Below are 21,550 nucleotides of genomic sequence, written 5' to 3' on the forward strand. Positions count from 1 at the left end.
GGGTGAAAGCGTGCCCGTTTACGACAGCGTGCTGGATCTAATCGGCAGGACGCCCCTGGTGAGGCTGGCGAAGGTGGCGGCAGGCCTGCCGGCCAGGGTCCTGGCCAAGCTGGAGTACTTCAACCCCGGCGGCAGCGTCAAGGACCGCATAGCCTGGAGCATGATCCGGGAGGCCGAGGAGAGGGGCCTCATCAACAGGGACACCGTCATCATTGAGCCCACCAGCGGCAATACGGGCATCGGGCTGGCCATGGTCTGCGCCGCGCGGGGCTACCGGCTGGTGCTGACCATGCCCGAGAACATGAGCGTGGAGCGGCGGAAGTTGCTGGCCGCCTACGGCGCCGAGGTGGTGCTCACGCCCGCCGCCGAGGGGATGGCCGGGGCCGTAAAAAAGGCCCGGGAGCTGGCACAGGCCCAACCCAACTCCTTCATGCCCCAGCAGTTTGAAAACCCGGCCAACCCTGCCGCCCACCGGGCCACCACCGCCGAGGAAATCTGGCAGGACACGGGGGGCGAGGTGGACGTCGTGGTGGCCGGGGTGGGCACAGGGGGGACCATCACCGGGATTGCCTCGGTGCTGAAATCCCGCCGCCCCTCCCTGAAGGCGGTGGCCGTGGAGCCGGCGGCCTCCCCCGTCCTTTCCGGCGGCCTTCCCGGGCCGCACAGGATCCAGGGCATCGGCGCCGGCTTCGTGCCCGCCGTGCTGGACCTGTCTTTAATCGATGAGATCGTAAAGGTGGGCGATGAGGAGGCCATGGAAACCGCCCGGCGCCTGGCGCGGGAAGAGGGCCTCCTCGTGGGCATTTCCGCCGGGGCGGCGGCCCGGGCGGCGCTGCTGCTGGCTGCCCGCCCGGAAAATGCGGGCAAAACGATAGTGGCCATCCTGCCCGACACGGGAGAGCGCTACCTCTCTACCGAGCTTTTTGCGGGGGAGGATTTTAAAGGATGACGGAGAATTGCTAAGGAAAGCAAACACCGGCTTATGCCAAAAAGAGGGGCTATTGGTGGAAAAAGAGAAAAATCCCCTCCTCAGTCCTTACCTGGCCACGTTGCTGGGCGTGGTGGCGGCTGCCTTTTCTTCCATCTTTACCAAGCTTGCCGCCGCCCCGCCGCTGGCCGTTGCCTTTTACCGGCTGTTCCTCACGGTGGCCCTCATCTCGCCCTTTGTGGTCGCGCAGAAAGACGAACTGCGCGCCGTTTCGCGGCGGGACCTGGCCTTGGCTCTCCTGGCCGGCCTTTTCCTGGCCCTGCACTTTGCCTCCTGGATTACCTCCTTAAGCTACACCTCCATTGCCAGCTCCACGGTCCTGGTGACCATGCAGCCGCTCTTTGTGCTGACGGGCGGCTACCTCCTCTTTAGAGAGAAAGTTTCTCCCAGGGGGCTGGTGGGGGCGGCCCTGGCTCTCCTGGGCAGCGCGGTCATCGGCTGGGGGGACTTCCGGCTGGGCGGGCAGGCTTTCCTGGGAGACGTGCTGGCCTTTGCCGGGGCCGCCTTTGTGGCGGGCTACGTCCTCATCGGGCGTAGCTTACGCCGCCGCCTCTCCCTCCTGAGCTATGTGTTTCTGGTTTACGGCGCCAGCGCCGCCGTTTTGCTCCTGGCCAACCTGGCGGCGGGAGTCCCGCTTTACCCCTACCCGCCGGAAACCTGGCTTTGGTTTTTCCTCCTGGCCCTCGTGCCCACCATTGGCGGCCACACCGTTTTTAACTGGGCCCTGCGCTACGTCAAGGCCGCCGTGGTTTCGGTGAGCAACCTGGGCGAGCCGGTGGGGGCCACCATCCTGGCCTACCTCATTTTCCACCAGGTACCCGCGCTGACCCAGCTGTTGGGGGGGGCCGTCATTATCGGCGGCCTGGCCTTGTTCATCCTCACCTCAGCCAGGGAGGGAGAAAACCCTTGAGTGTGCGGCTGTATTTCTCGCGGACCGCCGCCGGGTATGTTGCCGCCGCCTGGAGCGAGAGGGGCCTCCTGGGCTTAAGCTTCCCGCAGGCCACGCGTGAGGAGGCGCGCGCGCTGCTGGCCGCCGGCGGGGTGCCCCTTTCCGGGGCGGCGGCCAGCGCGGGGGAAGAGGAACTCCACCTGCTCCTGGAAGAAAATCTGTGCGCCTACTTTGCGGGCCGGGCGGTGGATTTTAGCGCCGTTCCCGTGGACTTTTCTCCCTACACCCCCTTTGTGGCCCGCGTGCTGGAGTTTGTCAGGAGCATCGGCTACGGCGAGCTGTGGTCCTACGGCCAGGTGGCCGCCGCGCTGGGAGTGCCTGGAGCGGCACGTGCCGTGGGCCGTGCCCTGGGGCAGAATCGCACCCCCCTGGTGGTTCCCTGCCACCGGGTGTTAACCCGGGAGGGCGGCCTGGGGGGCTTTAGTGGCGGCCTGGATTTAAAGAGGCGCCTGCTGGAACTGGAGGGCCACCGCCCCGGCCCGGGAGGGCGCTACCAATTGACAAAGGTGTTTTGCGTAGGTTAATATAGATAAGGCAGGTGGCGCAGGCCTGTAGCCGGGGTGCCGGAGGCGGAATGCGCGGGCACTGAGAGGGATGAGCCTTCCGGCGGCTGGAGGCCATGAGCGCCGGGACATGCAGGCCGGAGTAGCTCAGCGGTAGAGCAGCGCACTCGTAATGCGCAGGCCGTCGGTTCGAATCCGATCTCCGGCTCCAGAATATCAAGGCCTCCGGGGATGGGACCGGAGGCTTTATTTATTGTGGTTTTGGACGTCAAGTTGCCGGGAGATGAATTAAACGGTGAGCAGCCGCGCTACGGGGGCCGCGCTGGTGGCCTTTTCGGCAGTTTGCTTTAGCTTCATGCCGGTTTTCGTTAAGCTTGCCTATGCCGGAGGCGTTAATCTGGTAACCCTCCTGGCGGCCCGCTTTGCCCTGGCGGCAATTGTCGTTTGGCCGGCCATCTTCTTCACCGGGCAGCTTTCGCGCGTGGGCATAAAGGACATGGGCGCCTATCTCCTGCTCAGCCTCGTAGGCTACGGGGGGGCGTCCACCTGCTATTTTGCCGCGCTCCAGCGCATACCTGCTTCGCTGGCCGCCATGTTGTTTTACGCCTACCCGTTGTTTGTGGTGCTCTGGGAGATGCTCTTTTACCGTGCGCGCCCCGGCGCGGAAAAGCTTGCCGCCCTGGCGCTGGCGGTTGCCGGCCTTTTGCTTGTGCTGGGGAAAGGTTCCGGGGAGGCGAGCGCAATTGGGCTTTTGCTCGGCGCCGGCTCGGCAGTCTGCTACGCGGCCTACTTCGTCTTTGGGAGGCGGCTTTTGCGCCAAAGATCCCCCCTGGCGGCGACGGGTTTTGTGCTCCTCCTGGCGGCAGCAGGCTTTTGGCTGTACGGCGGTATCTCCGGCCAGCTCTTACTTGACCTTCCCGTCCGGGCCTGGGCCTGGGTTGTTGCCCTGGCGGTAATTTCCACGGCGGTGGCCATTCTGGCCCTCTTTGCAGGCTTAAAAAGGGTTGACGCCGGCACGGCGGCCATCACCAGCGCGCTGGAGCCGGCGCTGGCGGTTATCCTGGCCGCGGCTGTTTTTGCCGAGCCGCTCACTTTTGGGCAGGCTGCCGGCATTATGCTGGTCCTGGGCGGCGTGGTGGTGCTCCAGTTGCCCCGGTCCCCATCATCAAGTCTTCCGGACACCCGTCGCTGAGGGCAAAACGTAATTTTAAAGAGGGGTGAGGCCATTGCTTACCGGGGATTACGGCGGCGATTACCTGGTGCGGGCGACGGCGGCAGAGGGGAAGGTGCTGGTCCTGGTGGCCCGCAGCACGGAGATGGTGGGGGAGGCCAGCAGGATTCACGGCACTTCTCCTGTGGCCACGGCGGCCCTGGGCCGCGTGCTGACGGCGGCGGCCCTCATGGGGGCCACGCTAAAGGGGCGGCAGTCCCTCACCCTGCGGGTGGTGGGGGACGGGCCTGCCGGCGGCATTGTGGCCACGGTGAAAGAGATGCGCGTTAAAGGGTACATCCGCGAGCCGCACATCTACCTGCCGCTCAATGCCGAGGGCAAGCTGGACGTGGCCGCGGCGGTGGGGAAGGGAATGCTGTACGTGAGCAAAGACCTCGGCCTGCGCGAGCCCTACAACGGCAGCGTCCCTCTGGTTTCGGGGGAAATAGGCAAAGACCTGGCTTACTACTTTGCCGCCTCGGAACAGACACCGGCGGCGGTGGGGCTGGGGGTCCTGGTAGGCAGGGACGGTGAGGTGCGCGCGGCGGGCGGCTACATCCTGCAGCTCCTGCCGGGGGCGGATGAAAGCATAGCCGAGCGGCTGGAGAAAAACGTGGCGGCCACCGGGCCGGTCTCCAACCTTATCGACCGGGGGTGCTCCCCCGACGACCTCCTGCGCCTGCTCCTGGACGGCTTTACATATACCGTACACGAGAGGCTCCTTTTCCGCTTTGCCTGCGACTGCTCGCGGGAGCGCTTGAAGGAAGTCCTCTTGGCCATGGGGCGCCAGGAACTGGAAGAAATCATGGCCGGCCAGGGCGAAGTAGAAGCCCGGTGCGGCTTCTGCACCCAGGTTTACCGCTTCAGCAGGGAAGAGCTGGAAGAGCTGATCGCCATGGCCCGCCAGGGAGAGGAGCACTAGTACCTATGGCGCCCTCACTGTCTGGCCGCATCTGGGGTGTGGACTTTAGCGGCGCGGCGGATGCCGGTCGCCGGATATGGATTGCCCGGGGGGAAGCGGTGGGGGGCGCTTTGCACGTGACCCGCTGCTTTAGGGCGGAAGACCTGACCGGCGCGGGCGGGGAGCGGAGCCTTATTTTCGCCGCCTTGCGGGATTTTATCGCCCGGCAGCGGGACTGCGCGGTGGGACTTGACTTTCCCTTCGGGCTGCCGCAGCGGCTGGTAAAGGAAGAAAGCTGGGAGGAGTTCGTGCTCTCTTTTCCCGGATGTTACGCGGGTCCTGAGGAGTTCAGGCAGAAGTGCCTTGAAGCCGCCGGTGGAAAGGAGCTGAAGAGGGTGGGCGAGCAGAGGTGCCGTGCCCCCTTCTCGCCCTACAACCTGCGGCTTTACCGCCAGACATATTACGGTATAAGAGAGGTGCTGCACCCCCTGGTGAAAGAAGGGCTGGCCTGCGTGCTGCCCGTGCAGGAAGCCCGTCCCTGGGTGCCGTGGTTGGTGGAAGTGTGCCCCGCGGCCACCCTTAAAGCGCAGGACCTCTACCTGCCCTACAAGGGCCGGGGGAAGGAGCGCGAAAAGGCACGCGCCGCAATTTTAGAAGCGCTCGAAGGAAGAGGAGTGCTGGCCGTACGGGGCGAAGTTAAAGAATTGGCCGTGCGGGATGCTGGGGGCGATGCCCTGGACAGCATCCTGTGCGCGCTGGCCGCGTGGTGGGCGGTGAACGGGTGCGGTAACGAAGAGGGCGCCTGCAGGCTGGAGGGGTGGGTGTACTATTAGCGCGGGCGGGGCGAAAAACTTCCTTCTCACCGGCTTGCCCGGGGCGGGCAAGACCACGGTGGTGGTGAGGCTGGCCCACCTCCTGGGTCCCTTGGCTGCCGGCTTTTATACGGCGGAGATCCGCGCCGGGGGCAAAAGGGTGGGCTTTGAGGTGGTGACCCTGGGCGGCAAGAAGGATCTCCTGGCCCACGTGTCCTTTTCCTCGCCAAAGCGCGTGGGCAAGTACGGGGTGAGGCCGGAAGGGCTGAAGGAGGCCCTCCGGGAAATAGAGCACGCCCTGCAGGCAGGCGTGCCCAGGTGCCTGATTATTGACGAGATCGGGAAGATGGAGCTCCTCGTGCCGGGCTTTGCCGAGGCGGTGCTGAAAGCGCTGGAGGCGCCGGTGCCCGTAGTGGCCACCGTGCTGGCCAGACCCCACCCCTTTGCCGATGCCCTGAAAAGAAGGCCGGATGCACAGGTAATTGAGGTAACCGGCGAAAACCGCAACGACCTTCCCCGCCGCCTCTACGACGCCCTGGCTGCTCTGCTGGGCTTAAGATAACACCTCCACCCTGGCCCCGCGGGCTATTTCTTCCCCCGTCAGGCCAAACAGCTCATCAAAAAGGTAGACCGCAAAGCTCCCGGGCCCTGTGGCCCTGGCGGCAGCCTTTTCGGCGGCCAGACCGTAGCCGGCCAGCGCGGCGGCGGCGGCCAGGAGGGGGTTCTGGGGGCAGACGGCGGCCAGCGCCCCTGTAATGGCCGTGGCCATGCAGCCGGTGCCGGTAACGTGGGCCAGCAGCGGGTGCCCGTTCTTCACGGCCACCAGGCGCGTGCCGTCGCTTACGTAATCGACGGGCCCGGTTACGGCTACGGTGAGGCCCAGCTTGCAGGCCACGCTGCGGGCAATTTCGGCAGGGTCCGCCGGGCTTTCCCCGGCATCTACCCCCCGGGTCTGCGCTTCGTATCCCCCGGTTACCGCTATTTCCGAGGCATTGCCGCGCAGGATGGTTACGGGCACCTCGCGCAGGATGCGCTGCGCGCTTTCCGTGCGCATGGTGGTGGCCCCGGCCCCAACCGGGTCCAGCACCACGGGGATGCCCTTTTGGCGTGCCGCCTGCCCGGCCCTGATCATGGCTTCCACCACCGGGGCCGTCAGCGTGCCGATGTTCAGCACCAGCGCCTGGGCAAGGGAGGTCATTTCCGCCACCTCCTCCAGCGCGTGGGCCATGACCGGCGAGGCGCCGACGGCCAGGAGGGCGTTGGCGGTAATGTTGGTGACCACCCAGTTGGTGATGTTGTGTACCAGGGGTCTTTTCTCCCTCACCGCCTGCCAGAGGGCGGCAATTTCACGGGTGTTTAGGTTCAAGGGCGCGAAACCTCCCCGCAAGTTTTTTGAAGTAGCATACCCGCCACGCCCTTCCTATTTTCGCCGCCCGCGGCATTTTTCCTTCCGGGAAAGGAGTTGGTGGTATGCGGGAAATTCCCCTTAGCTTTGTGAGCGAAGGCTTGCTCCTGGAAGCGGTGCTCTCGCTCCCTGCCGGGCCGGGCCCTTTCCCCGGTGCGGTTGTCTGCCACCCCCACCCCCTTTTTGGGGGCAACATGGAAAACAACGTGGTTTTGGCACTGGCCAGAGGTCTGGTGGACAGGGGGGTGGCCGCCCTGCGCTTTAACTTTCGCGGCGTGGGGAGAAGCCAGGGCTCCTTTGGGGAGGGCGTGGGGGAGCAGGCCGACGCGAAAGCGGCGCTGGCCTTCCTTGCGGGGCGGGAGGAAGTGGATGCGGGCCGCCTGGCGGTTTGCGGCTATTCCTTTGGCGGCATGGTGGCCCTGGCGGTGGGCTGCCGCCACGAAAAAGTTCTGGCCGTGGCCGCAGTTTCGCCGGTTGTGCTGCCCGGAATGCTGCACGGCTGTAGCAGGCCGGTTTTCATTATGGTGGGCGAGCGCGATAACCTCACCCCGCCGGGGCACATCCTCCAAGAAGTGCCGGCGGAGGATGAAATGTGCCGGGTGGAAGTTGTTCCCGGAGCCGACCACTTCTGGTGGGGGCATGAGGAAAAGCTGGCCGGCGTGGCCGCTTTCCTGGCGGGGGTCTTGCGGTAAGCAGGCATAAGAGCGGGCACCCCCGCCGGGGTGCCCGCGGTCATGGCCTAGGCCGCTACTGGGCCTGGTAGGGGAAGAACCCCCGCCCAAAGAAGAGCAGGATGAGGATGAGGAAGAGGATCAGGGAGAAGTTGCTATAGTAGTCGTAGCTGGGAGCCATAAGTTTGCCTCCTTTCTACCTGATTTTGCTAGCCCAATATCAGGGTATGCCGAGGGGAAGCAAATTGTGCCATGATTCCCGCTCGGCAGGGCTCCCTTAAGAAAAAATTGGTGAAGGGAGATGCGTTAGGGGGTTCCCTGAAAGGCAAAAGGCAAATATAATTTTGTTAAACGAATGTTAAGAGAAAGTTAAGCATTTTTAACAAAGGTTCAATATGGCCGGGTGGTGGGCTTATGGGCGGGGTGGGAGCGTACCGATTTGGCCTCTACGTTCCCGAAGGGGCAGAAGAACTGGGTGAGCGTTACCTCAGCCGCCTGCCGGGGGCGCTCAGGGTCCCGTGGTGCGTGCACGAGGCTTTGTCCGGCCTGCTGGAGGACGTGGGGGAGATCAACCCACGTTATCCCGGCTGGCAACAAATGCGCGAGCGTTTCGTTCTGATGATGCTTGACGACGAGGGTCGGCCTTGCGGGCTGTGTGCCTTTGTGCCGGAAAGGCGCGACTTGATCATGATCGATATCGTGGTGGTCAAAAAAGACCTGCGGCAGCAAGGCTTGGGCCGGCTTCTCATGGGTTACCTGGAACAGGCCTTCGAACACGGAACGGTGCTGTACGTTAAGCAGGCCACCAGTTCGGGGCGCAAGTTCTTCATGCGCTGCGGCTTTACACGGGACGTGGAGCTCTACAAGGTGCTGGGCAGGCACAACCGCATTTTAAAAGACGCGGCGGTGCCCGTAACCGCAGCCACATGCAGGTGAAAAGTTCCCCGGCGAGATTCTTGACTTCGCCCGGCGGGTTTGTTATAATGACTTCTGCGGCGGGGCTTCTATGCGGCCTTGCTGCTGGCCAGCGCGGTGGATGTAGCTCAGCTGGTCAGAGCACCAGGCTGTGGACCTGGGGGTCATGGGTTCGAGTCCCATCATCCACCCCAATTGCTGGGGCGTAGCCAAGCGGTAAGGCAGCGGACTTTGGATCCGCCATTCGTTGGTTCGAATCCAGCCGCCCCAGCCAAAAAGAAAACGCGGTTAGCCGCTTGGACCCGGTCCGGGCGGCTAACTTTATAATGCTTTCCTTATGGTCCGGTACGGCTGGCAGGCATGATGTTGGCGTTCAGAACCGTACGGCGTGCGGGCGTGGCGGAATGGCAGACGCGTCGGACTTAGGATCCGATGGGTTCGCGCCCGTGTGGGTTCAACTCCCACCGCCCGCACCATTTTTCCTAAGAAAGCTTTGCAAGAGTAAACCTACAAAAACGAGCAATTTTGCCCGGGGGGTTGGTTTTTCCAGGGCAAAATTGCTCGTTTTGTTTTGCGCAGGAGATAATTGACTCCCGCTATTTAATTACAAGCACCGGGCATTTGGCATAGCGGACCACGCGGCGGCTGATGCTGCCCAGCACCCATCCCTTGATCTCACCCATTCCCCGTCCGCCGATAACAATGAGGTCGTAGTTTCCTTCCTGCTCCTCGCGCGTAATCTCGTAAGCGGGGTCCCCCCATACCAGCTTTCCTTCGGCGCTAACACCGTTCCTGGAGCACTTTTCCATGGCCTCCTTGATGATTTTTTCGCCTGTATTTTGTACCTGCTGCCTTATGAAGTTGTATGTTTCTTCGGCCACGTGCGAGAGCGAGTGCAGCGTACTCGGGATGTGGAGTGCGTGAAAGACTACCAGCTTGGCACCGGTTATTTTGGCCAGTTCGGTTGCCCTATCAAGTGCTCGCTGTGAGTGCTCGGAGCCGTCCACAGGCACGAGGATGTTTTTAAACACGGAGATCACATCCTTTCATGAAGGTATTACTTAATGATGCATTAGCGATACAGGTGTATCTTTAATTCAACGGCTGATGTTGCAAATGTAAGACAAAAACTTGCGCTTATACCAACAATTAGTAGTTGTCACTTATAGTTATAAACAAGCGGCGGACCAGTGTCAATTCAGGCAAAAAATTTTTTGTTTTAGAAAGTTAAGATTTTTTTGGTATACTACTTGCAATATCTGCTGTACAAACTGCTTGGGAGGTGAGGAATGCGGTGTAGGATATTATAGGCCAAGTCTTTTTAAAGAGGTGATTTGATGAAAGTATTGGCCGAGATAGTGGAAATTCGCGGCAACGGGCACTGCTCTGTAGGGTACAAAATAGGTGAAAGGTTTGTGTTTTCTGCAGAAAGGTTTCCTGCCCTGTGCCCGTGGGCACTTGGTGCACTGATGATGCCGGTAATAGTGTTGCTGCACGGGGGCAAGTTTGAATGGATAGAAAAGCTTGAAGATACTTACTGGTGCTGCCCTGATCCAAATAATACTGTTATTTTCCGCTTAAGTAGCATAAATGGCTGAATTATATTCCTTGCTGGTTTAAGACATCACAATAGACATTATGATTTACGAGGTGGGGGAAATAAGGAATGAGAAAATATTACGTCTCGGAGGTAATTGATGAACTAGGGGTTTCCGGTTTTACATGGAGGGTGTACTTACTTATAGGCTTGGCAATGATTTTAAACGGTTTCGTGCAAATGATAGTCTCATATACGATGCCGCAGATCTCCAAAGAATGGGCGCTAACCAAGGTGCAGACGGGTAGCCTTGCTTCTTGGACGTTGCTGGGGTTGCTAATCGGCGGAGCCATTGCAGGGATCATTTCCGACCGCATCGGGCGGAAAAAGATGTTGATACTGGCATGTATTGTATACTCCATATTTAACCTGCCAATCTACTTTGCGCAGAACTTTGAGACGTTTGCCGTCTTTAGAATTTTGAGCGGCATAGGGATCGGGGCTTGTATCCCCGTGTCGGCAACTATTAACTCGGAGTTTGTGCCCACCAAGAGCAGGGGTGCCTTTGTGGCATCGACGTTCTCTTGGCTGGTGGCCGGCTGGGTGCTTTCGGGCCTGGTGGCCATTCCGGTGGTGCCGGCTATGGGCTGGAGGTTCTGCTACCTTCTTGCCGTCGTGCCTGTAGTATACGCCCTCATACTGGCGGCGCTGCTGCCCGAGTCGCCCCACTGGCTGGTCAGCAAGGGGAGGAACGCGGAGGCCGTAGGCGTCATCCGGGCCATGGAGAGGGCGGCCCGGGGGTCGGCGCGGGAGTGGAGCCCGGAGGGGCTTTTGGTGCCGCCGCCCCCGAAGTCCGTGGGCGTGGCGGCGCTGTTTTCCCGGGAGTACCGGCTGGCCACCGTCGGCCTCTGGATCATGTACTTCATGGGCTGCGTCATCATTTACGGCGTGACGGCCTGGATGCCCAGCCTCTTGTATGAAAAGGGCTTTTCCCTGGCCAAGAGCTATGCCTTTGCAGCGCTCCAAAACGTGGCCTCCATTATTGCCAACGCCGTAACGGGATTCGTTTCGGACAGGGTGGGAAGAAAGAGGAATATTATTTTCGGCTTTGCGCTGGCGGCAGTGGCCGTGGCCGTACTTGCGGGGGCGACAGGGCAGTGGTTCATTTTGGCCGCCTGCATGTTCCTGGGGTTTGCCAATAACTTTGCTTTGACCGCCGTGCAGCCGCTTTTGGCGGAAACCTACAGGACGGAATTTAGAAATACAGGCGTGGCCATGACCAATGCTTTTGGGCGCATAGGGGGGCTGCTTGCCCCGATTATGGCCGGTTACGTGCAGCAACTCGGCGTCGGCTTTTCGGGAACGATGCTGTGGTTCATAGCGCCCTGCATTATAGCCATCCTGGCAGCCGTGTTCTTTATAAGGTATGAGACCACCGGCAAGACGCTGGAAAATATCGTGAGCGAAATGGCCGAAAAGAGAGTGTAAGGAAAGCCCGGGACGTTAAACTCCGTGGCGCTTAGCAGCGTCACGGAGTTTAACGGGAGCAATTTGCTTTTATGAAAAAAGAGGTGGTCGAGCGTGAAAAAGTACGTTTCAGAAGTGGTAGACGAATTAGGTATGTCGAGGTTCGTGTGGAAGGTCTACCTGCTTGTCGGGCTGGCCATGATCTTTGACGGCTTTGACTACATGATTGTCTCCTACACCATGCCGCAGATTTCCAAGGAGTGGGCGTTAACAAAGGTGCAGACCGGCAGCCTTGCTTCCTGGAGCCTGCTAGGGTTAATTTTCGGCGGCATGGTGGCCGGCATTTTATCCGACCGCATTGGCCGGAAAAGGACGCTGATCCTCTCCTGCGTGCTTTATTCTCTTTTTACCATCCCCATATTCTTTGCCCAAAGCTACGAAATGTTTGCAATTTTTAGGGTATTGAGCGGCTTCGGCCTCGGGGCGTGCATCCCCGTCTCGGCAACCATAAATTCCGAGTTTGCCCCTTCAAAGTACAGAGGCTTTTTCATTGCCTCCTCATTTTCCTGGCTGGTGGCCGGGTGGGTGATGGCCGGTCTCGTAGCCATGGCCGTAGTGCCCCATTGGGGCTGGAGGTATTGCTACTTGATAGGGGGGTTGCCCATTCTCTATGCCCTCATACTGGCGGCGCTGCTGCCCGAGTCGCCCCACTGGCTGGTCAGCAAGGGGAGGAACGCGGAGGCCGTAGGCGTCATCCGGGCCATGGAGAGGGCGGCCCGGGGGTCGGCGCGGGAGTGGAGCCCGGAGGGGCTTTTGGTGCCGCCGCCCCCGAAGTCCGTGGGCGTGGCGGCGCTGTTTTCCCGGGAGTACCGGTTGGCCACCGTCGGCCTCTGGATTATGTACTTCATGGGTTGCGTCATCATTTACGGCGTGACGGCCTGGATGCCGACCCTGCTGTACGAGAAGGGGCTCTCTCTCACCAAGAGCTATGGCTTTGCCATCATGCAAAACGCCGCTTCCATTGTTGCCAACGGTGTGGCCGGGCTGACTTCGGACAAGATGGGTAGGAAAAAGAATATTATTTTTAGCTTCATTGTTTGTACCCTGGCGGTCGTACTCATGGCCAATGCCGCCGGCACGCTGGGAATTCTGGCCGCTTGCATTTTCCTGGGCTTTGCTTCCAACCTGGCCCTCACCTCGGTGCAGCCTCTCATTGCCGAAACGTACCGGACGGAGTTCAGGAACACGGGCGTGGCCTGGACGCACGCCTTCGGGCGGATTGGAGGGTTTTTGGCGCCAATTATGGCCGGTTACGTGCAGCAGCTGGGCATAGGGTTTACGGGCACCATGCTCTGGTTTATCATGCCCTCCTTAATCGGTGCTGTGGCGCCGGTGTTTTTCGTGAGATACGAGACGCGCGGCAAGTCACTGGAAAGCATCATCGGGGAATTCAGCGGAAAAGCGCCGGATGCGTCAGGCCATTAGGAAAAGGGGCGCTAACCAAAAGAGGCCTACCCCCCGCAGGGAAGTAGGCCTTTATTTATTCCTCGATCATTTCGTCGGCCTGCTTTTTCAGCGCCTCCACCACCGCGTTTAGCTCGTTTATGGAAGCGTGGATCTCCTGGGCAAGGGCCGATAGCTGCTGGCTTGCCGCGGCGACCTCCGTGATAACGCTGGTGAGGTTCTGGGCGAAATCCTTTATGCTGCCTAGTTCCCGGGAAATTTCCTTGATGGAGTTCTGCGTCTCCTGCGAGAGGTTACGCACCTCTCGGGCCACCACGTTAAAGGCGCGGCCCATGTTGCCCAGCCTGGCGGCCTCGATGGTGGCATTTAAGCCGAGGATGTGCGTCTTTTCGGCAATCTCCCGCACCAGCCTCAAAATGTGGTCCGTTCTGGAGATTTCACTCTGCAGGGACTGCGCGATATTTTGGAGGTCGGTGGTGGCGTTTGCCAGTTCCTCGGCACTCGTCGAAAGGGTGGCGGAGGCGCCGTTTAAGGCGGCGGCCTGGGACTCGAGGCGGTGGGCCATCTCGTAAAGGTTCTCTTGCTTTGCAGTGGGCATGGTGACGGTAATGGCGCCCACGGCTTCCCCGGTGGCGGGGTCGAGGAGAGGGTGGGCAATACCAATGTAGGGGACGCCGAGGACTTCGGCGCCGACCCGCCGGGAAACCCTCCTTTTGGTCCTTATGGCCTGGGCCGTAACGGTTCCCGCAGGCGTGACCTCCCCGGGCTTTACGGGCAGGGGGACTATGCCGTGTTCGCAGTACAGGAGGTGGCTTGTATCGGAAATATAAATGCCGACCTCATCGCCGAGCAGCTTTCTTATTGCCGGCGCCAGCCGGATGGCCCACGAAATTATGCTGCCGTTTTGTTCGCCCTGCTGCAACACCTGAAAGCCCTCCCGATATTGATTTCGGAAATTTAAGGAAAAAAAGATAAAGGGGTTTTCCCTCCTCGCGCCGGATATGCCATGCTTGCAGGAAAAACCCCTATGGAAAGCTTTTCCCCAGAGAAAAAGAAAGTGGGAGGAAGGGGAGAGTAGCGCTGTGTCTCTCTGCACTTCTCTATCTAAATGATGCCCTTTGCGCGAAAAGCAGCGATTTCATCGTCGCTGTAACCCAGGAGGCGCTTGAGGATTGCTTCCGTGTCCTGCCCAAGCCTTGGGGCCCCTCTCCAAACCTGCGGGGGAGTTTCGCTCATCTTGGGGCAGAAGCCGAAAGCCCTGACCGTTTGGCCCAGAGTTTGATCTTCGTACTCGATGAAGTTGCCCCGCTTCTGGTAATGCTCGCTTGCGGCCAGATCGGCAATGTTTTTGACGATACCGCAGGGCACCTTGTGCTTGGTGAGCTGTTCCTTCACTTCTGCAGCCGTGCGCGCGGCCACCCACTCTCCGGTAATCCGTTCGAGCTCCCTGCCTAGTTCGGAATTTACGGCCTCCTTGGAGGCGCCGGCCTTTTCGTGCGGGAATTTCTGCGGATCCAAGCCCAGGGCCTTAAGGAAGCGGTTGTACACCACGGGCCCGTAGGCGCCAATATAGACGTACTTATTATCCTTCGTCTTGTAAAGGTTTGCCGGCTGGAAGATGGGGATCTTGTTGCCAAAACGCTCTTTAACCATGCCGAGGAGGAAGTATTGGGTAAAGGCATCGTTGAGGCACTTGCTCATGGCTTCTACCTGCGCAATATCAACCACCTGGCCCTTACCGGTTTTCTGGGCGTTAATATAGGCCATGAGCACACCGCAGGCCATAAACATGGTGGTTATATAGTCGTTTACAAAGGAAGGCGCCAGCATTGGCGGCATTGGCTCGGGAAAGCCGTTTAGATACATGAAACCTCCCTCGGCCTGGCCGATGGCGTCGTACGACGGACGGTCGCACTCTTCGGGAACGCCGCCGAACTTGGGCCGGCCAAAGCCGCTGATGTGGGCAATAACCAGTTTGGGGTTGACTTCAAAGAGCATTTCGTCGTTAATGCCGAGTTTGTCTACCCAGACCATGTTTTCAATCCAGACATCAGAGTTTTTAATTAACCCGAGGAAAATGTCCTTAACTTCCGGAATATTCAGGTTTAGCTCCAGGGTTAGGCTGAGCCTGTTCCTGGCTTCTTGAATCCACCCTGCACTCACGCGCTGGCCGTTTTTCTCGATTACCGGTGCCTGATAGCGGAACGGGTCGCCGACATTGGGGCGTTCCACGTGGATGAGCTCGGCACCGTACTCAGCAAGGATGGTTGCGCCAAAAGGTGCGGCGACAATGCTACCGGTTAGAAGAATCCTCATTCCCGACAAGGGGCCAAATTTGGGTATTAAAGCAGGGGCGGGTACTCTTTCAACGGTTTGCCACCTCTCCATGCCCAAAACGTTGCCTCCTTCCCCAAAAATCCCTCAAAGTAATTTGAAAAACAAAACTTTTTAGAATATGAACTGCAATAAGTGTGCCAGATGGCATGATCGCTTTAATTTTGGAGAGGCGTGCTTTGGGGGCGCGCCTTTTGCTTTAAGTTTGTGCTGCGTGCCGGAGTACCCGGAAGATGCCGGGGGGAGTAGACTTGTTGCATCCAGGTGTGTAGCATATGGTCAACAGATGAACCAAATACGATACCTTCGCCATGAAATTTCGTAATTGGTTGCGGGCCGAGAGCAGGTGATGGTTAAAAGTGACAAATATGGTTTATAGGTGCATGACCATAAGGAATTGTCCGGTAGCCGTGGTTGCAAAAATTCTACATGGTAGAGAAAGTGAAACGGGTCGATGTTTCATTAATGGTACAGCCAATTTCGCGATAACTTTGCCGGCGGTGATTTCTTAAAAACTTTGGAATTGTGGCATAACTTTTGCACTGTCATAGTGCACAAAAAGTGCTAGGGAGGTTTTGGCAGATGGAAGTAAAGAAAGTTGGGGTTATTGGCGCAGGGACGATGGGGGGCGGCATTGCCCACCTGGTGGCGTCTAGCGGTTTTGAGGTACTCCTCTGCGATGTGGAGCAGAGGTTTCTCGACGGGGCCTTAAAGAGGATGGCCGACCTGATGGACAAGAGGATCGAAAAGAACAAGATGACCAAAGAGGAAAAAGATGCCATCCTGGGTAGAATCAAGACGACGACAAACCTGGACGAGTTTGCTGCTGCGGACTACGTCATTGAGGCGGTCATTGAAGACGTGAAAATAAAGAAAGATGTTTTTGCGAGGCTCGACAACATCTGCCGCAAGGAGGTCATCCTGGCCACCAACACTTCTTCCATTTCCATTACGGATATTGCCTCTGCCACCAAGAGGGCGGATAAGGTTGTCGGTATGCACTTCTTTAATCCTCCGCAGGTCATGCGCCTGGTAGAAGTGGTGCGGGGTTACTACACCAGCGATGAGACGGTTAAATTCGTGAAGGAAATGTGCCAGAAGCTGGGCAAGACCCCCATTGAAGTAAAGAAAGATTCCCCCGGCTTTGTGGTCAACAGGTTAATGCTGGCGCAGTACGTGGAAGCCATGAAGCTGCTGGAGGAAGGCGTGGCAACCGTTGAGGACATCGACATTGGCGTGAAGCTGGGCCTTAACCACCCTATGGGCGTTTTCGAGCTGCAGGACTTCGGCGGGTTGGATATCGGCTACTATGTGCTGAGCTACCTGTGCGAGGAGTTCAAGGACGGTAGGTGGAATCCGCCGACGAGCCTGAAGGTTCTGATAAGGGCGGGCAGGCTGGGACGGAAGACGGGTGCGGGCTGGTACGACTACCAAAAGTAACAGTAATGGCCATATTTCGCACATTGGAGGGTAGGCTCATGTTTGAGACGATTAAGGTTGAGTATGAAGAGAAGGTGGCCGTTATAAAGTTAAACCGCCCCCCAATGAACCCCCTTAACTCAAAGCTATTCGGGGAATTAGAGGCGGCCCTGGACGATTTATGTGCCAGGAAGGAAATTAAGGTGCTCATCATCACCGGTGAAGGCGATAAGGCGTTTGCCGCCGGGGCAGATGTGGGCGAAATGGCCAATTTATCGCCCTTTGAAATGTACTTCTTCTGCAAGAAATCGAGGGACGTCCTCTTCAAGCTGGAAAATTTAGAGCTGCCCACCATCGCTGCCGTTAACGGGTACGCCCTGGGGGGCGGTTTTGAGCTGGCACTGTGCTGCGATTTCAGGATAGCTTCGGAAAATGCCAAGTTCGGGCTACCCGAGATTAACCTCGGCATCATCCCCGGCGGCGGCGGCACACAGCGGCTGGCCAGGCTGGCGGGGGTGGCCAAGGCTAAAGAGCTCATTTACCTGGGAGAGATCGTTGATGCCGCCACCGCCGAGAAGATGGGTCTGGTTAGCAAGGTGGTCCCCGCCGGCGCGCTACTTGACGAGGCAAAGGAGATGGCCAAAAAGCTGGCCGGCAAGCCCCTGGTGGCCCTCAAGATGGCCAAGGTGGCCATAAATACCGGAGTTAACCAGGATATTAGCTCGGCGCTGAAGTTTGAGACGCACGCTTTCCTAACGGCCTTTTCTTCCGAGGACAGGGTGGAGGGCATGAAGGCCTTCCTGGAAAAAAGGAAGCCCAATTTCACCGACAGGTAATTTCTCCTGTCTTCACAAGTGAGGTGTGAGAATGATAAAAGGCGGCTCCTTTTTAATTGAGGATATCGAGGCGAGCCTGATTACCACGCCGGAGGATTTCTCGGATGAACAGAAGATGATCTTCCGCACGACCGTTGATTTTGTGGAAAAAGAGGTCCTGCCCCGTATGGACGAGATAGAATCCCAGGACGAGGCGACCATAAGGAGCCTGATGAAGGCGGCGGCAGATGTGGGCCTCTTGGGTGCGGATGTGGAAGAAGAGTACGGGGGTACGGACCTGGATAAGGTAAGCTCCATGATCATTGCCGAGTGCATGGGCAGGGGCGGTTCTTTCTGCATTACCCACGGCGGTCAGACGGGTATCGGGACGTTACCCATCGTCTACTTTGGTAACAAGAAGCAAAAGGAAAAGTACCTGCCGGACATTGTTTCCGGGGACAAGATAAGCTCTTACGCCCTCACGGAGCCGGAAGCCGGAACCGATGCCATGTCCATCAGGACAAGGGCCGTTTTGAGCAAGGACGGGCAGTATTACCTCTTAAACGGTTCCAAGCAGTTCATCACCAATGCTGGGTTTGCCGATGTCTTTGTACTCTTTGCCAAGGTAGACGGCGACAAGTTTACCGCCTTCATCGTTGACCGCGATACGGAAGGTTTTTCCATGGGGGCGGAGGAAAAGAAGATGGGCCTGAAGGGCTCGTCGACGAGAGCCCTGACCCTCGAAGATGCCAAGGTGCCGGCGGAAAATCTGTTGTTTGAAGTAGGCAAGGGTCACCTCGTTGCCTTTAACATCCTCAACATGGGGCGGCTTAAGATTGCGGCCAACGCCCTGGGCGCGGCAAAATACGCGCTCGAGCAGGCAGCAAATTATGCCAATAACCGCAAGCAGTTTAAACAACCCATAGTTAACTTTGGCCTGATTAAAGAAAAGCTGGCCAACATGGCCAAGAAGATTTTTGTCACCGAAAGTATGCTTTACCGGATCTCCGGGCTGATCGAGGAAGAGGTATTTTCCAAGCTCGATAAGTCAAAGGAGGTTCTCGGTTACGAGATAGCCGAGAGGTTAAGCGATTATGTTATCGAATGCTCAATTTTAAAGATTTACGCTACCGAGACGCTCTCTTATGTGGTGGACGAGGGCGTCCAGATTCACGGAGGCTACGGGTACATTGCCGAATACCCCATTGAAAGGGTCTACCGCGACGCCCGCATTTTCAGGATCTTTGAGGGGACAAACGAAATAAACAGGATCGTCATACCCACAACCATCGTGCGTAAGGCCCAAAAAGGGGAGCTACCTTTAGGGGAAAAGCTGGACAGGATTGACGAGGTTTGGGCCGGCATTGCGCCGCCCCTCACCAGGGCCGAAGAAATTGTGAAAATGGCCAAGGCGCTCTTCCTGTATGTTTATAAGCAGGCGACGGCAAGGTACGGCCAGAACATCGGCCGGGAGCAAGAGGTGCTGGGCAGGCTTGCCGATATGGCCATAGAAGTATACGGGATGGAAAGCGCGCTTCTCCGTACCCAAAAGGCCTTTAACTCGGGTAAGAAGGCGGAAGCGGAATTGATGAGGAAGATCACCGAGGCCTACGCGTTTGAGGCGGTGAGGGCCGTTGAGGCAAAAGCGGCGGACGTGCTGGCCATGGTCGGCGAAGAAAAAGAAAAAGAGGTCGGCAGGGTGCGCGCCCTCTGCACCCATGTGCCCGTAGACGTGGTGGCACTCAACCGGGAAATTGCCGCCGAGGTTGCGGAGGCCGGGGGTTACCCCATTAAGGTGGCCTAGTAAAAGCATTTTTTATACGAGGAGGAGACGTATGTATTCGAAGGCATATATCCCTTATCGCGGCTACTACAGCTCACCCTTTGCCAGGTGGCAGGGAAGCCTGCAGAACGAGCACCCCGTGGAGCTGGCGGCGACAACAGCCAAGAAGTGGCTTGCTTCCAAGGGGCTGGACGTCAAAATTTTCGATTACCTCTACCTGGGCAAAACCGTCGGGCAATTGCATACTTTCCATGCCGCGCCATGGGCCGCAGCCCTCATGGGGGCCACGCACATACCCGGGTGCCACATCTCGCAGGCCTGCACTACCTCGACCACGTGCATTAACCAGGCTGCTGCTGGCGTGGAAGTGGGGCTTTTCGAGACGGCTTTTTGCCTGATGACCGACAGGTGTTCTAACTCCCCCCACACCATCTGGCCCAATCCTATGGGACAGGGAGGGAAGGTCGTTGCCGAAGACTGGATGCTGGATAACTTCAACGACCCCATAGGAAAGTTTGCCATGATCCAGACGGCCGAAAACGTGGCCAAGAAAATTGGGGCCACAAAAGAACAGTGCGACGAAGTAGCGTACAGGCGCTACGAGCAGTATAAGGAGGCCCTGGCCAACGACCGGGCCTTCCAGAAGCGCTATATGTTCCCCGTGGAGTACAGGAAAGGGAAGAAGGAAATAGGCGTGCTGGAAGAGGACGAGGGAGTCTACCCGACCACACGGGAAGGGCTGGCGAGCTTAAAGCCGGTACTGGAAGGGGGCGTTCACTCCTTTGGCGCGCAGACCTACCCGGCGGACGGCAACTGCGGGGTGATAGTTACCACGCGGGAAAAGGCGAGGGAACTGAGCGCCGATAAATCCGTGGAGATCCAGGTAATTTCCTACGGCTTTGCCCGCGTGGAAAGGGCGCACATGCCCATGGCCCCGGTACCGGCAGCGAGAATGGCCTTAAGCAAGGCCGGCATTGACATTAAAGATGTAAAGGTTATCAAGACGCACAACCCGTTTGTGGTAAACGACCTTTACCTGGCCAGGGAGATGAACGTGGACGTAATGAAGATTAACAATTACGGTTGTTCGCTCATCTACGGGCACCCGCAGGGGCCGACCACGGGAAGAGGGATAATTGAAATGATTGAAGAGCTGGTCATGCTCGGCGGGGGTTACGGCCTGTTCACCGGCTGTGCAGCCGGCGATACGGCGGCGGCGCTGGTGGTCAAGGTATCGTAAGCATCGATACGCCATGAGGGGGCAGGGGGTGGTGTATGCCCGGCCCCCTCAAATAGCCTAAAAGAAAAACAGGACGGGGTGGTAGGCATTGAAGATAGTCGTTCTTCCCAAGCAGACCTTTGACACGGAGGCCAAGATCACGCTGGACGCCGCGGGCAAGATCAACCGCGAGGGCGTAAACCTCATCATGAACCCCTACGACGAATTTGCCGTGGAAGAAGCATTAAGGCTCAAAGAAAAACACGGCGGCGAAGTCACGGTGGTCTCCTTTGGGGGGCCCAAAGTGCCGGACATTTTGCGCCAGGCCCTGGCCATGGGTGCCGACAAAGCCGTGCACGTGGGAGACGAGGGCCTAGAGGAAATAGACGAGCACACCACGGCCACCATCCTGGCCAAACTACTGCGCGACCTGGAATACGACCTCATTTTGGCCGGGTGGCGGGCCATAGACGACGGCTCCGCCCAGGTGGCGGGCAGGGTGGCGGAGATCCTGGGCCTGCCCATGGTCAACATGGTCATCAAGCTGGACATTGCGGAAGGCAAAGCGGTGGCCAGCCGGGAAATCGAAGGCGGCTACGAAGTGGTGGAAGTGCCCCTGCCGGCGGTCATCACCGCCCAGAAAGGGCTAAACGAGCCCCGCTACCCCACCATGAAAGGCATCATGCAGGCCAAAAAGAAGCCCATGCAAAAGCTCACCATTGCGGACCTGGGCCTCGGGGGAGAGGAAGTGGCGCCCAAGGTGCGGGCGCGGAGGTACTATTTGCCCAGCCCGCGCTCACAGGGCAAGATCATCACCGGAGAGCCGGCGGAAGCGGCGGCGGAGTTGGTCAGGTTGTTACGCGAAGAAGCCAAGGTCGTCTAAAGGAGGGGCCAAAGGGGAGAGATGGCTAAAGGGATCTGGGTATACGCCGAGCACGCCAACGGCAAATTCAAGAAAGTCACCTTTGAGATGCTGGGCGCCGGGCGCCGGTTGGCCGACGAGCTGGGGGAAGAACTCTGCGCCGTGGTCATCGGTAAAGATGTAGGCGAGCTGGCCGCCGCCTTAGGGGAATACGGCGCGGACAAAATCTACGTGGTGGAAAGCGCGGAGCTGGCCCGCTACACCACCGACGGCTACACCCTGGCGCTCTCCAAGCT

21 protein-coding genes, 4 tRNA genes and 1 pseudogene are annotated in these 21,550 nt (G+C 58.7%); 22 read left to right on the forward strand and 4 right to left on the reverse strand.

Translation table 11 applies throughout. From position 1 onward, the window contains the following. Window positions 1–10 precede the first annotated feature (10 nt). The 8 genes from cysK (at window position 11) to G454_RS0107080 (ending at window position 5,925) form a co-directional block, all read left to right on the forward strand. Window positions 11–949 (forward strand): cysteine synthase A, encoded by a 939-nt coding sequence (cysK, locus tag G454_RS0107045; protein WP_027718058.1) that lies wholly within the window; start codon window positions 11–13, stop codon window positions 947–949. A 55-nt stretch (window positions 950–1,004) separates the two neighbouring features. Beyond that, complete coding sequence (locus G454_RS0107050; protein ID WP_027718059.1) at window positions 1,005–1,898, forward strand: DMT family transporter; 894 nt, start codon at window positions 1,005–1,007, stop codon at window positions 1,896–1,898. 2 nt (window positions 1,899–1,900) lie between these two features. Further along, window positions 1,901–2,461, forward strand: coding sequence for a methylated-DNA--[protein]-cysteine S-methyltransferase (locus G454_RS18135; RefSeq protein WP_035107306.1), 561 nt, complete (start codon window positions 1,901–1,903; stop codon window positions 2,459–2,461). A 115-nt stretch (window positions 2,462–2,576) separates the two neighbouring features. Next, window positions 2,577–2,651 (forward strand) — tRNA-Thr (locus tag G454_RS0107060). An 84-nt stretch (window positions 2,652–2,735) separates the two neighbouring features. Further along, window positions 2,736–3,632, forward strand: coding sequence for a DMT family transporter (locus tag G454_RS0107065; protein WP_156896694.1), 897 nt, complete (start codon window positions 2,736–2,738; stop codon window positions 3,630–3,632). 25 nt (window positions 3,633–3,657) lie between these two features. After that, entirely contained in the window at window positions 3,658–4,572 is a 915-nt protein-coding gene (gene hslO, locus G454_RS0107070; protein WP_027718061.1) for an Hsp33 family molecular chaperone HslO, read from the forward strand. A gap of 5 nt (window positions 4,573–4,577) precedes the next feature. After that, window positions 4,578–5,384 (forward strand): DUF429 domain-containing protein, encoded by an 807-nt coding sequence (locus G454_RS0107075; RefSeq protein WP_027718062.1) that lies wholly within the window; start codon window positions 4,578–4,580, stop codon window positions 5,382–5,384. After that, window positions 5,380–5,925, forward strand: a complete 546-nt coding sequence (locus G454_RS0107080; protein WP_035107288.1) for a nucleoside-triphosphatase — start codon at window positions 5,380–5,382, stop codon at window positions 5,923–5,925. Before G454_RS0107075 ends, G454_RS0107080 begins: the two co-directional genes overlap by 5 nt. Here G454_RS0107080 and thiM read toward each other — a convergent pair. Beyond that, on the reverse strand, window positions 5,917–6,729 hold the full coding sequence (thiM, locus tag G454_RS0107085) for a hydroxyethylthiazole kinase (protein ID WP_035107290.1): 813 nt from the start codon (window positions 6,727–6,729) through the stop codon (window positions 5,917–5,919). The two genes, G454_RS0107080 and thiM, sit on opposite strands and share 9 nt — an antisense overlap. A 104-nt stretch (window positions 6,730–6,833) precedes the next feature. Here thiM and G454_RS20340 point away from each other — a divergent pair, with 104 nt between their 5' ends. The 5 genes from G454_RS20340 to G454_RS0107115 all read left to right on the forward strand — a co-directional run bounded on the left by G454_RS20340 (window position 6,834) and on the right by G454_RS0107115 (window position 8,830). Next, complete coding sequence (locus tag G454_RS20340; RefSeq protein ID WP_051276027.1) at window positions 6,834–7,460, forward strand: alpha/beta hydrolase; 627 nt, start codon at window positions 6,834–6,836, stop codon at window positions 7,458–7,460. A 393-nt stretch (window positions 7,461–7,853) separates the two neighbouring features. Then, on the forward strand, window positions 7,854–8,375 hold the full coding sequence (locus tag G454_RS0107100; protein ID WP_027718065.1) for a GNAT family N-acetyltransferase: 522 nt from the start codon (window positions 7,854–7,856) through the stop codon (window positions 8,373–8,375). A gap of 96 nt (window positions 8,376–8,471) precedes the next feature. After that, window positions 8,472–8,548 (forward strand) — tRNA-His (locus G454_RS0107105). A gap of 5 nt (window positions 8,549–8,553) precedes the next feature. Further along, window positions 8,554–8,628, forward strand: a tRNA-Gln gene (locus G454_RS0107110). Between the two features lie 116 nt (window positions 8,629–8,744). Further along, window positions 8,745–8,830: transfer RNA gene (locus G454_RS0107115), tRNA-Leu, on the forward strand. Between the two features lie 120 nt (window positions 8,831–8,950). On the opposite strand, the gene G454_RS0107120 is transcribed toward G454_RS0107115, so the two are convergent. After that, window positions 8,951–9,385, reverse strand: a complete 435-nt coding sequence (locus G454_RS0107120) for a universal stress protein (RefSeq protein WP_027718066.1) — start codon at window positions 9,383–9,385, stop codon at window positions 8,951–8,953. A 306-nt stretch (window positions 9,386–9,691) separates the two neighbouring features. On the opposite strand from G454_RS0107120, the gene G454_RS0107125 reads away from it, so the two are divergent. From G454_RS0107125 to G454_RS18145, 3 genes are all read left to right on the forward strand, one after another. Continuing rightward, window positions 9,692–9,952, forward strand: coding sequence for a TIGR04076 family protein (locus tag G454_RS0107125; RefSeq protein ID WP_027718067.1), 261 nt, complete (start codon window positions 9,692–9,694; stop codon window positions 9,950–9,952). Window positions 9,953–10,107: 155 nt separating this feature from the next. Continuing rightward, a complete protein-coding gene (locus tag G454_RS0107130) occupies window positions 10,108–11,379 on the forward strand; it encodes an MFS transporter (RefSeq protein WP_211230002.1) in 1,272 nt (423 codons plus the stop codon). A 93-nt stretch (window positions 11,380–11,472) separates the two neighbouring features. Further along, complete coding sequence (locus G454_RS18145) at window positions 11,473–12,843, forward strand: MFS transporter (RefSeq protein WP_051276028.1); 1,371 nt, start codon at window positions 11,473–11,475, stop codon at window positions 12,841–12,843. Window positions 12,844–12,898: 55 nt separating this feature from the next. Here G454_RS18145 and G454_RS18150 read toward each other — a convergent pair whose 3' ends face one another. Together G454_RS18150 and G454_RS0107145 are read right to left on the reverse strand one after the other, a co-directional pair. Next, a complete protein-coding gene (locus G454_RS18150; protein ID WP_051276029.1) occupies window positions 12,899–13,747 on the reverse strand; it encodes a methyl-accepting chemotaxis protein in 849 nt (282 codons plus the stop codon). 179 nt (window positions 13,748–13,926) lie between these two features. Then, the gene (locus G454_RS0107145) at window positions 13,927–15,210 is read right to left on the reverse strand and encodes a CaiB/BaiF CoA transferase family protein (RefSeq protein WP_027718069.1); all 1,284 of its coding nucleotides are present in this window, start codon (window positions 15,208–15,210) and stop codon (window positions 13,927–13,929) included. 528 nt (window positions 15,211–15,738) lie between these two features. Between G454_RS0107145 and G454_RS0107150 the strand changes: the two genes are divergently transcribed. From G454_RS0107150 to G454_RS0107175, 6 genes and pseudogenes are all read left to right on the forward strand, one after another. Then, a complete protein-coding gene (locus G454_RS0107150; RefSeq protein WP_027718070.1) occupies window positions 15,739–16,596 on the forward strand; it encodes a 3-hydroxyacyl-CoA dehydrogenase family protein in 858 nt (285 codons plus the stop codon). 38 nt (window positions 16,597–16,634) lie between these two features. Next, a complete protein-coding gene (locus G454_RS0107155; protein WP_245574347.1) occupies window positions 16,635–17,411 on the forward strand; it encodes an enoyl-CoA hydratase/isomerase family protein in 777 nt (258 codons plus the stop codon). Between the two features lie 31 nt (window positions 17,412–17,442). Next, window positions 17,443–19,194 carry an acyl-CoA dehydrogenase family protein gene (locus tag G454_RS0107160; protein WP_035107293.1) on the forward strand — a complete coding sequence of 584 codons (1,752 nt, stop codon included), beginning with the start codon at window positions 17,443–17,445 and terminating at the stop codon, window positions 19,192–19,194. Window positions 19,195–19,225: 31 nt separating this feature from the next. Next, window positions 19,226–20,413 (forward strand): thiolase family protein, encoded by a 1,188-nt coding sequence (locus G454_RS0107165; protein ID WP_027718073.1) that lies wholly within the window; start codon window positions 19,226–19,228, stop codon window positions 20,411–20,413. Window positions 20,414–20,501: 88 nt separating this feature from the next. After that, entirely contained in the window at window positions 20,502–21,275 is a 774-nt protein-coding gene (locus tag G454_RS0107170) for an electron transfer flavoprotein subunit beta/FixA family protein (protein ID WP_027718074.1), read from the forward strand. A gap of 21 nt (window positions 21,276–21,296) precedes the next feature. Continuing rightward, window positions 21,297–21,550: pseudogene (locus G454_RS0107175) on the forward strand (electron transfer flavoprotein subunit alpha); the annotation flags it as partial.

The organism is Desulfovirgula thermocuniculi DSM 16036, assembly GCF_000429345.1.
Taxonomy (GTDB): Bacteria; Bacillota; Desulfotomaculia; order Desulfotomaculales; family Desulfovirgulaceae; genus Desulfovirgula; species Desulfovirgula thermocuniculi.

Coding starts and splice junctions, on each gene's coding strand:
- G454_RS0107100 (WP_027718065.1), top strand. CDS start 7,854: ATGGGCGGGGTGGGAGCGTACCGATTTGGCCTCTACGTTCCCGAAGGG.
- G454_RS0107145 (WP_027718069.1), bottom strand. CDS start 15,210: ATGGAGAGGTGGCAAACCGTTGAAAGAGTACCCGCCCCTGCTTTAATA.
- G454_RS0107165 (WP_027718073.1), top strand. CDS start 19,226: ATGTATTCGAAGGCATATATCCCTTATCGCGGCTACTACAGCTCACCC.
- G454_RS0107155 (WP_245574347.1), top strand. CDS start 16,635: ATGTTTGAGACGATTAAGGTTGAGTATGAAGAGAAGGTGGCCGTTATA.
- G454_RS0107125 (WP_027718067.1), top strand. CDS start 9,692: ATGAAAGTATTGGCCGAGATAGTGGAAATTCGCGGCAACGGGCACTGC.
- G454_RS0107130 (WP_211230002.1), top strand. CDS start 10,108: ATGATTTTAAACGGTTTCGTGCAAATGATAGTCTCATATACGATGCCG.
- G454_RS0107075 (WP_027718062.1), top strand. CDS start 4,578: ATGGCGCCCTCACTGTCTGGCCGCATCTGGGGTGTGGACTTTAGCGGC.
- G454_RS0107150 (WP_027718070.1), top strand. CDS start 15,739: ATGGAAGTAAAGAAAGTTGGGGTTATTGGCGCAGGGACGATGGGGGGC.
- G454_RS20340 (WP_051276027.1), top strand. CDS start 6,834: ATGCGGGAAATTCCCCTTAGCTTTGTGAGCGAAGGCTTGCTCCTGGAA.
- G454_RS0107160 (WP_035107293.1), top strand. CDS start 17,443: ATGATAAAAGGCGGCTCCTTTTTAATTGAGGATATCGAGGCGAGCCTG.